Here is a 12,276-nt window from a genome sequence, read left to right on the forward strand (position 1 = left end):
ATGGTACTTTTTATAGACTCAAAATTATGCTTGAGAACCCAACACGAGTTTTGACTGTTTTCTTTCTTGTTGTGACTGCTTTATAACAGCATAACCAGAAGACACACCCAAGTACGCAATTACAAAGGCAACAAATAAATCTGGAAATACGCTCCCTGTTCCAAATACGCCAACGGCCGCTAAAATCACAGCAATATTGGCAATAGAATCATTTCTGCTGCACAACCAGACAGAACGCATATTGGCATCTCCATCACGGTACGCATAGAGCATAAGCGCGACTGAAACGTTAGCAATTAAAGCCATCACACCAATTGCCCCCATCACCATTGGTTCGGGTGAAACGCCATAAAAATATGACCAGACCACTTTTGCAATAACAAAAATACCGAAAGCGGCCATCGTTATTCCTTTAAGTAATGCAGCTGTTGCGCGCCAATATAAACTCATCGAAAGCACAACTAAAGATAATGCATAATTTGCTGCATCTCCGGCAAAATCTAATGCATCGGCCCATAGCGAAACAGATTGAGCCTTATAACCGCCCAATATTTCTACTACAAACATCAACGCATTGATCACGAGTGCGATCCATAACGCTTTTCTAAAACGTGGACTCACTTTCTTTGAAGGAGAACATGTTGAAGCACACCCACATCCAGCCATTTTATTTCCTCAAGAACTCTTTTATAGTAATTAAAAACCCTTGAGTAGCTCCAGAGTCAAGCCTTATGAGTCTTTCTATTGGTCAATTATCAAAAAAAGCGGATGTTCCAATTGATACGATCCGTTATTACGAAAAAGTAGGTGTACTTGATCGTATCCAACGTTCAGAAAATAATTATCGTGTTTATACCGAGCAGACTCTCAACGACCTATTGTTTATTAAGCATTGCCGCGAATTAGATATTTCACTCAGTGATATTAAAACATTAAAAGAAATGAAAGCTGAGCCTAAACAGGCATGTACGAAAATTGATAATTTAGTAGATAAATACTTAAATGAAGTATCAGAAAAAATTGAACGATTATTACTTTTAAAAGAATCTTTAATTGATTTAAAACAGCACTGCTCTACCAATCGAACAGTGGATGAGTGTGGAATTTTAAAAGAACTGCAAAGCTCGCCTTAAACCTATTTTGATAAGTTCATACAAATAAAAAAGCACCACTCATGTGATGCTTTTTTAAGATTAATGGTCGCTATGTTCATCAGGAGGAACTTCGGTAATTCTACCACCTCGAGCTAAAAATGCGGCAACTTCATCTTCCAACGCTTGGCGCTGTTTCTGTTTAGCAGTTACAGTCAGCGTTTCTGCCTCGGCAAGGTCAGTATCACTCAAACTGCCTGCTTCTTCATCAGCTGCACCGCTTTCGGCTGCTTTCGCTTCATCTTCATCTACAGCAGAATCTTCTGCATCTTCATAATCATTGATATCTGACATTTCACACTCCCCACAATGATTTTTATTGCATCATCGCTATGGTTCCAAGACCTCAGAAATTTAGCAATCTCTTTGCATTTAGCAAAGAGCCAATTTGGTCAATTCCGTATCTTTTTTAACCAAATTGGTAATGATATATAAATGATTGTTCAAAAAATATCTACTGGTATTTAATTCATTCAGTAGAGTATAGACCCAGTAAATATTTTAATGCCTATAGCGGGTACTTTGTAAAGCCCCTAAACCATTTGCTTGTTGCATAAATCGGTCTTTTAAAACCGGAGTCAGCTCAACTTGCTTAAGCCCCATATTGCGAGCCCACACGACTGGAAATAGCTCACTGCTTTCAAGCCACCCAATTGCCGACATGCTATGCATCATTGCATCATTCTGACCTTTACGGCGATGTTCATAGCGCAATAAAGTTTGCTCATGTGCCCATACACCACGGTTTAAATCGCGAAGCAACACATCACACAGTACTGCCGCATCAAGACAGCCAATATTTACCCCTTGTCCAGCAAGTGGATGAATCACATGTGCTGCATCACCAATCAAAGCTAAGCCTGCTTTAACATATTGTTTTGCTGCACGAGCTTTGAGCGGAAATTGGGCTCTTGAACGAACCTCTAACACCTCACCCAACATGTGTTGGCTTTCTTGAGTTAAAAGCTGCATAAAGGCGGTATCGTTTAAAGCCGAATATTCATCGGCGTAATCATCTGGTAGTGTCCAGACAATTGATTGCCAGTATCCATTTTCAGTTTCTTCAAGACTTGCCATTGGTAAATATGCCAATGGTCCCGTAGGTAAGAAAATTTGGCGGGCAACATAATGATGGGGCTTTGCTGTTCTAATTGCACAGCTAATAGCTGCTTGTTTGTAATCTAGTACATCAAGGTCAATAAAAGCCTGTTCACGTACAAATGAATTTGCACCATCTGCACCAATAAGTAGTTTAGTTTTAAGCGTAGTACCGTCTGCTAATTGAATATGCCAACATCCAACACCCTGCTCAATACGCGTAACACGAACTTGAGTACGGTAATCTGTAAGCTGCTGCAACATTTTTTGCTGAATAGCAACGTTCAGTACACTTGGTTCCACCATTGAACCCAAGGCTTGCTCAGCTAAAGGCTGACGTGCAGAGTCTTGACCAAAATTAATTTCACCATAGCCATTAATATTCCAGACCTGCATGCCTGTATAAGGCATTTGACGTGCAAGATCATCCCAAACATTTACCGTTTTAAGCAAATGAATGGTCGCTTGGCTAAGTGCTAAAACACGTGGATTCATCACGCTTAATGTTTTCTCAACATCAAGTACAGGAGCCGCATCAAGCACTGTGGGTTGTACCCCGCCTTGCGCAAGTAATAAAGCAGTTAAACCACCAACCAATCCACCACCAACAATGACGACATCCAACACTTCACTCATGCTTTTAACCCCATTGCATAGTTAGCCACTAATGGTTTTACACCCGGAATGACATCAAACGCAATTAATCCTGTATTACGAATTAATTTTAATAATGGATTTTGGTTACTAAAACCACGAACTACAGTGTCACAGAACTTAATCACGCGCTGCTGATCTGATAAACGAGCTTGCTCATAGGCAAGTAAGTTATCAGGGTTACCTAAATCATCAGAAGTAGTTAATTGGTTCACTAAATAACGCACTAAAACATCGGCATCACGTAGACATAAATTAAAGCCCTGTCCTGCAACTGGATGAATTGTATGCGCTGCGTTACCCATTAGAATAACGCGACCAACAGCTTGTTTATGTGCAAGCACTTGTGAAAGTGGATAACTAAAACGTTTACCCGTTTTTTCAAATTTACCTGCTCGGTCACCATAGGTTTGCTGTAAAGCACTTAAAAAGTGCTGGTCATTTTCATCACCCAACCATTCATTTTCAGTGCCTTTTTTCACAGGCCATACTACTGAACGGCGGTACTCACCCGGTAAAGGTAATAAGGCTAAAGGACCTAATGCGCTAAACCGTTCAAAACCTACCTGCTCATGCGGTTTTGATGTCTGAACCGTAGTCACAATTGCAACCTGATCATAGTCGTGAACATCAACACCCACACCAATTGCCTGACGACAAAAAGAATCGCGTCCATCAGCCGCAATTAATAGTTTTGATTCAAGTTTTAAGGTTTCCTCACCACGCAAAGCTTCAATATGTACTTGCTCGGCATCTTGAGTTAAAGCGGTAACTTGTACACCATCAATGAGTTCAATCAAAGGTTGCTGACGCACTTGAGTTAACAACACACGACCAAGCCAAGCATTTTCAATTACCTGACCAAAGCTTTCGACTTTTTCTTGCTCCGCAATTAAACGTGCTTTACCAAAACTGCCTTGCTCAGTAATGTGGACTTGCAAAATTGGGGTCGCATGTTGCTGTAATGCATCCCATAACCCTAGCTTCTGATAAATCTGTACACTACGACGCGATAAAGCCGTATTACGCGCATCAAAACTCGAATGGTAAGGAGCAACATTTTGATCATCATAGTTTGGGTATTTCACAGCTTCTAATAGCTTTACCGCAATATTAGCCTTCGCGAGCATGAGTGAAAGGCTCAAACCCACCATTCCCCCACCTACAATAATCACTTGTTGTTGCATCGAGTTTTGCTCCTTTGGCGAATACGTTTAATTATGCTTTAGCTTGCGCCATTAAATGTTCAATATCTGCAATATCTTTAACCACATTAGCAGTTAAAACTCGTGGTCCTTTCGAGGTTGCGACCACATCATCTTCAATACGAATACCAATACCACGCCATTTTTCATCTACAGTTTCATCATCTGGTGCGATGTATAAACCAGGTTCAACTGTAATGACCATACCCTCTTCATATTGACGCCAATCTTCACCTTTTTTGTAAGACCCGACATCGTGTACATCCATGCCTAGCCAATGACCTGTGCCATGCATATAAAACTGACGATATGCTTCAGTTTCGATGAGTTCGTTAACATCACCTTTGAGCAAACCTAAATTAACTAGACCTTCAGTTAAAATTTTAACTGCTATTTCATGAGGTTCACGGTATGAATTACCAATACGAACTGCGTCAATCGCTGCATATTGGGCAGTCAATACAACTTCATATAATGCTTTTTGCTCAGCACTAAATTTACCATTGACCGGAAAAGTACGGGTAATATCCGAAGCATAGAATTCATATTCACATGCGGCATCAATTAAGACTAAATCACCATCTTTGAGTGGCTTGTTATTTTCAACATAATGTAAAACACAAGCATTAGCTCCACCGCCTACAATACTGTTATAAGACGGAACACAGCCATTTTTCCCAAAAATATAATTGAGTTCAGCTTCCAGAGCATATTCCATCATTTCTGGGTGTACCGCTTGCATCGCACGCGTATGCGCCTCAGCACTAATATTTGCAGCAATTTGCATCAACTCAAGTTCTTGTGGTGACTTAACTAAACGCATTTCATCAACAATACGGTCGAGCTGAATCAGTTGAGCTGGAGCACCTTGATGTCGGTGCTCGGCATCTGCTTTTTTAATCCACTGACTTACCCGCGCATCAAACTCAGCATTGTGCCCAATCCGATAATAAAGACGCTCTTTATTTAATAATTTTTCAATAATTTCTTCATCAAGAAAATCAATTACATATGCTTCATCAGCATCGTAGTCTTCAACTGCACCATCAACTCCAGCACGGAAACCATTCCAGATTTCCATCTCGCGATTACGTTCACGGCAAAAAAGACTATAGCTATATTCTTCATCGTCGAAGGTTTCAATGACAGCAACTGCCTCAGGCTCAGCAAAGCCCGTCAAATAGAAAAAACTACTATCGGCACGGAATTTATAATCCGCATCACGATTACGGTACATTTCCTCACGCGTTGCAATAATTGCAATGCTGTTTGGACCCATTTTTTCTGCCAGACGGTCTCTACGATGTCGAAAATCAGCTTGAGGCAATTTCATAATGATCTACTTGATTTAGAATTTTAAAGTCAAAAAATAAAATACAACCAATAACACATCGCCTCAATTAACTTGGACGATGTGGAGTAAACATTTCTACAATATTTTGTTCTGTGTCTACAGCAGCAGATTTACTTTTTGCATGAATTTTTTTCAATAAAGAACTTTCAGCTACAGTAATTTTTTTTCTGCCAATAGACAAACTTACAGGAATTAAGCGTACAAATTCATATAACTCTTCGTAGCTGCTTTCACCTTCTTCATCATTGTCAGAGTCTTCAAATTCGACTGCTGCAATATCTTGAAGGTTCTCAATCAACTCAAGTTCATCTTGACGAATATGACCTGATGCTAAACCGAAACCTAATACAACCCCTGCACACCAATCTGACAATGCTTGTACACGCTCTTGAAGTGGGTGCTCATCATCAGGAAGCATTGGTAAATAATCTAATTCATCATCAGATATAGCGTGAACGACATCTTCTGCTTCATCAGTTAAAAGCGTTAAAGCATCTTCACTTAACTCTGGCACATTAAGGGTTGTTAAAATTTGTGACCATTGTTCACGCGTTGGCGCTTCTGTCACACAAACAATACCTGTTAATAGACCATGTAACTCACTAGGGCTTGAAATTTCTTCAATTCCTTCAAAATGAGCGTTCCAATCTGTCCAGCCTGAAATATCGTCTTGCATTCGTTTATCCAATCTCTATACTTTGTATATATTACCTTTGATTGCAATTCTGTGCGACCTCGTTATGTTAGAACAATTACAGCGGCTACAAGCGCATATTAGCGTATTAAAAACACGCTTACATCATTTAGAGAGTGAACATGCGGCACTCTCAGAAGCTAAAGAACTGGCTGAAACAGAGCATCACGCACAAGTTGTGCAAAAAAATAGTATTATCACTAAAAAACAAGAGGAAATTGAGTCGGTAACTGAGCAACTATCTCAGTTAAAAGGTCAATTTCAACAGTTGAATCAGGATGCTAACACACTTGCGGAACGTTATAGCCGATTAGAAAAAAGTACGACTGATTTAAAAAATCGTTTTCAAGAAATTCTTGCCGAACGTAATGAATTACGTGTTGCAAAAGAAAAGTTACAAGCCCACCAGCGTCAAACTCAACAAGAACTTCATGATTTACAACAAGATCGTGATCGTTTGTTACAAAAAAATGAGCTTGCTAAATCAAAAGTTGAAGCCATTATTCAACGTTTAGGAATTTTAGGCACTGCCCAAGATCAGCATGCTCAAGAAATTCAGCAGCTTGCCCATCCTAATGCTGAAACTGGTGAGGAGACCCAATCATGAGTGAACAAGTCATGGTAGAGCTTAGGCTGATTGAGCAGACCTTTAGACTCGCGACTACTTTAGACAAAAAAGATGAACTTGAACGTGCAGCAGAACTTCTCAATGAGAAATTTAATGAGATGCGTCGTAGTGCTCCACGTGTTGAACACAACAAATTGGTCATTATGGTTGCTTTACAACTGACTCAAGAAGTACTGAGCCTTAATAAGTCTTTGCAAGAATACACTCACTGTGAACGTTTACTGCAAACGATATTGGATGATGTTGAACAAATTGTTTAAATAAATTATCCATACAAAAATGCCTTGCTCTATGAATAATAGATGCAAGGCGTTTTTTATTGGCACTATTAAGTGTAATTCAAATTACTTTATGCTTGTGAATGTACAAAGCTTCATCAAACGCAAACTAAGTTTACAGTTCCAGAGGTTTAGGTGATTGCCAACATGGTCAGATCGGTTATACTTAAACTGTCTCTGGGATGTTCGCCAGCGGGTCTATTCCCCTGCCGATACTTAAACTTATGGATGTGTTCTGTATATTTAGAGTGTATGCCTACCCTCGTGTAGGAAACCCAGCAAGTATACGTCGCGTCCACCTTGAACTCATCGGGTTCAGGGTAACGACACATGCAGCGGCATCTTCGGAGCATTTAGTTTTAACTTTAAGAGAAATTCAAAATATTTATTTTAATTTAGCTTTGCATACAGACCTTTCAGTCTAAAATTTTCTTTTTAAACATTAAATTGCAGCTTAACTGATTAATCTACTCCGCCTTCTCTAATATTATTTCTTATTTCTACTCAGACACTCTTCATACCAGCCTGTTTGAAAGTCTTCTATTGCCTTTCTTTTAAAGAAACTGGTTCTAAATACTTTGGCAGAGTAAGCCGAGTTAATTAAATCTTGGTAAAGTTGTTTGGCTTTTGGGTCTTCAAGACCATTCGCTATCTGTTGCAAGTCTTGAGATGGAACTTTTTGTTGACGTGCTTCCATGACAGTATGAGCCACTTTTTTTACCACATTACAAATATCAGGATCACTTACATTGTCGTCGGCATGACATCCTAAAGCTAAAAAACTAAGAAAAAATAATTTATACTTCATGATCCTACCTTATTTTTATAGTTTGAAATTTATAACAAAATTTAATTATAAAAAAAGAAATAGAAGATTTCTTACTATTTCTTTTTAAAAGATTACGCTGGATTAATCACGTAAAAATAAATAATAAGCCCAGCTAAAACAGTTGAAGCAATCGTTAAGTATGTACCGACGGTATTAAAACTCTGTAAGAATTTCAAGATTTCCATATCTAGAACCCCCTAAATTAGCAACTATAAAGACAAAATGAAATTTACCACAACTTAATAATGCCAATCAATTCACACTTATCGGATTTTTTGAGAGTTAATACATCAATTAATTATTGGTTACACCTAATTGCAAAGGCATCTTTGTAGTAATCAGTTGCACTCTTCAAATCTGACAATAATTTTTCTTCGGTATAAGGTTTAGGTGAAATTCTAATTAATGCAGGCATATATTGGGTCTTATAAACCTCAGGATAGTCATGGCACAAGATTTTGACTTTAACTTCTTGTGGCGTATTCGGATTATCCAGTTGATCTAAAAACTCTCCAATTTTACGGTCAGACTCTTCGAATTGAGCTTTATAGTCCACTTCAGCAGCTTCAGGTTCTGTTTGTTTTGTACACCCGTTTAGCATCAATACGGCGCTTATTGTAGTGGTTAAAATTTTTAACTTCATAGGCTTAACAATTTCACATTCATCCTTTTAAATATTCTTATCTGATTAAATGTAAATAAATACTGGTAATACGTAAAGAAATAGAATTTTTTATCGCTAAAGAAAATACCTCGCATCAAGTAAATTTTAAGTTATTTCTTAATTAGTCCTCTATTTCCATAAATCTTAAGAAAAATAGGTATAATTTTGCTCGACTGATCTCAAATCTTTGTTAGATTTACGCATGAATGAACTTACTTTTATTAGAAAAAATTTAAGATCTAAAAGACGCTCTTTGTCCCCCTTAGTGCAAAAAAAAGCTCAGCTTAATGTTCTGCATCATTTAAACAGTCTTGCTATTTTTCATTCATCAAAAAAAATTGGTTTATATCTGCATGCCTTCGGAGAAGTTCATACAGATCTGATCATAAAATTATGTTTTCAAAAAAATAAACAAGTTTATTTACCTATGATTTGTTCTATGAATCAACGTTTAGTTTGGGTAAAAATATCTAGAAACCAATATTTAAATCGACGTTTTTCTCATCATCCATTGGGTATGAAAGAACCCATGGCAACAAGAGGAAAACATGTATCAAAACTTGATTTACTATTAATGCCACTTTTAGCTTGTGATCACTACGGTACGCGTATTGGTATGGGAGGCGGCTATTATGACCGTACATTGGCTAGTGCAAAACATAAACCTTATCGTTTGGGAATGGCTCATCAATTTCAATTTATTGAACATACTTTAAAACGTCAAAGTTGGGATCAACCTTTAGATGCTTTACTCACCCCTCAACATATTTATTATTTTAAAAGATAATATTTATATGAAAATTAAAATTAGTCTTAAGTTTTTAATGCCCCTAAAATCATAAAAGTAACCACCCTAAGGATGGTTACTTCTACGTGACAGACCGATTTACCAATTTATAGTAACACGGCTATTTAATGTTCAACATTAAATAAGTTTTGCATTATTGTTAATTATACAATGCCGATAAATGACATAAGAAAATGGTTATTTTCCATCCAAACGTCTTTTCTACTATATGAATATTTCATAATTATTAAGCTAAATTACCTATCCTTTCTACAAAATTATATTCTTCTTAAGAATTAATCCATTGATTCATAATATTTTAATAAAAAAGTTGACTAAATTAGTCATTTTTTCCACATTTTCTATAGAGAGGCCCTTGTAATTTTTGAAATACACATCACTATAAAAAACATGGCAACCTCGTTGTCACTCATTAGGAGTGCCCATGTCTGAACTTATTATGAATGAAAAAACTGACTTAGAGCCTCAGGTTCCAAGTGTATTACCACTTTTAGCGTTACGTGATGTAGTGGTCTATCCACACATGCAAATTGCGTTATTCGTGGGTCGTGAAAAATCGATCAATGCAGTTGATGTGGCTCGTAACAGTGACAATTTAGTATTTGTAGTTGCGCAAAAAGATTCGCTTACAGAAGATATTGATCACGATAACCTTTATCAGTACGGAACTGTCGCTAAGATTGTTCAAGTTGTAAATCATGAGAATGATGAAAACTGTATCAAAGTACTGATTGAAGGGTTACAGCGCTCTAAGCTTGAAAAAATTATCGATGAAGATAGCCATTTGACTGCTGAGCATAGCTTAAGTCCAATGACAATTAACGTAGATAAAGCTACTCAAGAAACTCGTTTACAAGAGTTGCGTAATTTATTTGCTCAATATGCTGAAGCAAAATTACGTAATGCACGTGAACTCGTTGCAGCTGCTAATAAAATTGAAGACTTGCTACAGCTTATGTTCTTCGTGGCTACACGTGTACCTCTAAATATTGAAATTAAACAGAAGTTTTTAGAGCACGATGAATTTGAAGCACATTTGCAAGAGCTTATGAGCTACTTGGTTAATCAATCTGCCGAACAGCAAATTGAACAAACTTTGCATGACAGCGTAAAACGCCAAATGGAAAAAAACCAACGTGAATACTTTCTAAATGAAAAAATGAAAGTCATTCAACGTGAACTTTCTGACATGAATGGTGGCGCTGAAGATGACGTTGCTGAAATAGAAAAACGTCTAACTGAAGCTGATTTACCTGAACACGTACGTAAAAAAGCTGAAGCTGAGTTCCGTAAGCTTAAAGCAATGCAACCTGCATCTAGTGAAGCGGCTGTTGTACGTAACTATCTAGAAGTAATTTTAGATACGCCGTGGAATAAAGCGAGCAAAGTCAGCATTAACCTTGCGAAAGCTCAAGAGATTCTTGATACCGATCACTACGGCTTAGATGACGTTAAAGATCGTATTGTTGAATACTTAGCTGTTCAGTCTCGTGTTAAAAAACTCAAAGGTCCTATCCTATGTTTAGTAGGCCCTCCTGGTGTAGGTAAAACTTCGCTTGGTGAATCAGTTGCGAAAGCAACAGGTCGTGAGTTTGTTCGTATGGCACTCGGTGGCGTACGTGACGAAGCTGAAATTCGTGGTCACCGCCGTACTTATATTGGTGCGATGCCAGGTAAAATCGTGCAGTCTTTAACAAAAGTTGGCGTGAAGAACCCACTGTTCTTACTCGACGAAATTGACAAGATGGCACAAGACTACCGTGGTGATCCTGCTTCTGCATTGCTTGAAGTATTAGATCCATCACAAAACAGTAAGTTCAACGATCACTATTTAGATCTTGATCTTGACCTATCTGAAGTGATGTTCATCTGTACTGCAAACAGCATGAATATTCCTGAGGCATTGCTTGACCGTATGGAAGTTATTCGTCTACCGGGTTATACCGAAGATGAAAAAGTTAACATTGCTGAACGTTACCTTGTTCCAAAAGCGATTAAGAACAATGGTCTGCGTGCAAAAGAGTTAACAATTCATGAAGAAGCGATTCGTGACATTGTTCAGCGCTATACACGTGAAGCTGGTGTACGTAATTTAGAACGTGAAGTGTCTAAAATTGCGCGTAAAGTGGTAAAAGAAGCAGTAAGTAAAAAGTCTAAAAACTTACAACTTGATGTGACTTCTGCCAATCTTCCAGAATACTTAGGTCCACACAAGTTTGACTTTGGTATTGCAGAAGATGAAGCGCAAGTAGGCCGCGTAAATGGTCTAGCTTGGACATCTGTAGGTGGTGAGTTGCTTACCATTGAAGTTGCAGCTGTCAAAGGTAAAGGTAAATTCATTACGACTGGTTCACTCGGCGACGTAATGAAAGAGTCTATTACCACAGCAATGACTTTAGTACGCACACGTGCTGATGAGCTAGGTATTGAAGCTTCTCGTTTTGAAGAAACTGATGTACACGTTCACTTACCAGAAGGCGCAACACCAAAAGATGGTCCATCTGCTGGTTTAGCATTAACAACTGCGCTTGTATCAGCATTTACAGGTATTGCGATTCGTCCTGATATTGCAATGACTGGTGAAACAAGCTTAGGTGGTCGTGCAATGCGTATCGGTGGCTTAAAAGAAAAACTTCTTGCAGCACACCGTGGTGGTATTAAACTTGTATTTATTCCACAAGATAACGTTCGTGATTTGGCAGAAATTCCAGCCAATGTTAAAGAAGGTTTAGAAATCAAAGCTGTGAAAAGTATTGATGACATCTTGCCTTTAGCATTAGTTTCGATGCCAAAGCCTTTACCTAAAACACCGATTGTAAAACCGGTGGAAGGTTCAAAAGCAGCACGTCACTAATTAAAATGTGAAAAAAGAGAGCTTCGGCTCTCTTTTTTTTGTTACACAATTTGATTGAA

The 12,276-nt window shown here is 38.1% G+C and carries 14 protein-coding genes and 1 other RNA gene; 6 read left to right on the forward strand and 9 right to left on the reverse strand.

Annotated features, from left to right (window positions below; translation table 11 throughout):
- Positions 1-24: 24 nt before the first annotated feature.
- On the reverse strand, positions 25-666 hold the full coding sequence (locus tag ACS604_RS14080) for a cation efflux transmembrane domain-containing protein (RefSeq protein ID WP_151767178.1): 642 nt from the start codon (positions 664-666) through the stop codon (positions 25-27).
- A 65-nt stretch (positions 667-731) separates the two neighbouring features.
- On the opposite strand from ACS604_RS14080, the gene ACS604_RS14085 reads away from it, so the two are divergent.
- Positions 732-1,133: a MerR family transcriptional regulator gene (locus tag ACS604_RS14085; protein ID WP_004793916.1), complete on the forward strand. Its 402-nt coding sequence runs from the start codon at positions 732-734 to the stop codon at positions 1,131-1,133.
- Between the two features lie 60 nt (positions 1,134-1,193).
- Here the strand turns inward: ACS604_RS14085 and ACS604_RS14090 are convergent, their stop codons facing one another.
- From ACS604_RS14090 to ACS604_RS14110, 5 genes are all read right to left on the reverse strand, one after another.
- Positions 1,194-1,445 (reverse strand): hypothetical protein, encoded by a 252-nt coding sequence (locus ACS604_RS14090; RefSeq protein ID WP_005303414.1) that lies wholly within the window; start codon positions 1,443-1,445, stop codon positions 1,194-1,196.
- A gap of 207 nt (positions 1,446-1,652) precedes the next feature.
- Complete coding sequence (locus ACS604_RS14095) at positions 1,653-2,885, reverse strand: FAD-dependent monooxygenase (RefSeq protein ID WP_474772023.1); 1,233 nt, start codon at positions 2,883-2,885, stop codon at positions 1,653-1,655.
- Positions 2,882-4,090, reverse strand: a complete 1,209-nt coding sequence (gene ubiH / locus ACS604_RS14100; RefSeq protein ID WP_004793923.1) for a 2-octaprenyl-6-methoxyphenyl hydroxylase — start codon at positions 4,088-4,090, stop codon at positions 2,882-2,884. Before ubiH ends, ACS604_RS14095 begins: the two co-directional genes overlap by 4 nt.
- A gap of 31 nt (positions 4,091-4,121) precedes the next feature.
- Entirely contained in the window at positions 4,122-5,441 is a 1,320-nt protein-coding gene (gene pepP / locus ACS604_RS14105) for a Xaa-Pro aminopeptidase (protein ID WP_474772024.1), read from the reverse strand.
- Positions 5,442-5,508: 67 nt separating this feature from the next.
- Positions 5,509-6,138, reverse strand: coding sequence for a UPF0149 family protein (locus ACS604_RS14110; RefSeq protein ID WP_151963481.1), 630 nt, complete (start codon positions 6,136-6,138; stop codon positions 5,509-5,511).
- Positions 6,139-6,202: 64 nt separating this feature from the next.
- On the opposite strand from ACS604_RS14110, the gene ACS604_RS14115 reads away from it, so the two are divergent.
- The 3 genes from ACS604_RS14115 (at position 6,203) to ssrS (ending at position 7,417) form a co-directional block, all read left to right on the forward strand.
- Positions 6,203-6,763 carry a hypothetical protein gene (locus ACS604_RS14115; protein ID WP_003652857.1) on the forward strand — a complete coding sequence of 187 codons (561 nt, stop codon included), beginning with the start codon at positions 6,203-6,205 and terminating at the stop codon, positions 6,761-6,763.
- Positions 6,760-7,044 carry a cell division protein ZapA gene (locus ACS604_RS14120; protein WP_003652859.1) on the forward strand — a complete coding sequence of 95 codons (285 nt, stop codon included), beginning with the start codon at positions 6,760-6,762 and terminating at the stop codon, positions 7,042-7,044. Before ACS604_RS14115 ends, ACS604_RS14120 begins: the two co-directional genes overlap by 4 nt.
- A 189-nt stretch (positions 7,045-7,233) precedes the next feature.
- Positions 7,234-7,417, forward strand: a non-coding RNA gene (gene ssrS / locus ACS604_RS14125) — 6S RNA.
- A gap of 132 nt (positions 7,418-7,549) precedes the next feature.
- Here the strand turns inward: ssrS and ACS604_RS14130 are convergent.
- The 3 genes from ACS604_RS14130 to ACS604_RS14140 form a co-directional block, all read right to left on the reverse strand.
- On the reverse strand, positions 7,550-7,870 hold the full coding sequence (locus ACS604_RS14130; protein WP_151963432.1) for a hypothetical protein: 321 nt from the start codon (positions 7,868-7,870) through the stop codon (positions 7,550-7,552).
- 92 nt (positions 7,871-7,962) lie between these two features.
- A complete protein-coding gene (locus tag ACS604_RS14135) occupies positions 7,963-8,076 on the reverse strand; it encodes a hypothetical protein (protein ID WP_004793930.1) in 114 nt (37 codons plus the stop codon).
- A gap of 113 nt (positions 8,077-8,189) precedes the next feature.
- On the reverse strand, positions 8,190-8,534 hold the full coding sequence (locus tag ACS604_RS14140) for a hypothetical protein (protein ID WP_174760277.1): 345 nt from the start codon (positions 8,532-8,534) through the stop codon (positions 8,190-8,192).
- Positions 8,535-8,757: 223 nt separating this feature from the next.
- Here ACS604_RS14140 and ACS604_RS14145 point away from each other — a divergent pair, with 223 nt between their 5' ends.
- Together ACS604_RS14145 and lon are read left to right on the forward strand one after the other, a co-directional pair.
- Positions 8,758-9,342: a 5-formyltetrahydrofolate cyclo-ligase gene (locus tag ACS604_RS14145; protein ID WP_312821423.1), complete on the forward strand. Its 585-nt coding sequence runs from the start codon at positions 8,758-8,760 to the stop codon at positions 9,340-9,342.
- Positions 9,343-9,787: 445 nt separating this feature from the next.
- Entirely contained in the window at positions 9,788-12,217 is a 2,430-nt protein-coding gene (gene lon, locus ACS604_RS14150; RefSeq protein ID WP_004793933.1) for an endopeptidase La, read from the forward strand.
- Positions 12,218-12,276: the final 59 nt, after the last annotated feature.

This window comes from Acinetobacter sp. Li1LvA2 (assembly GCF_056156705.1).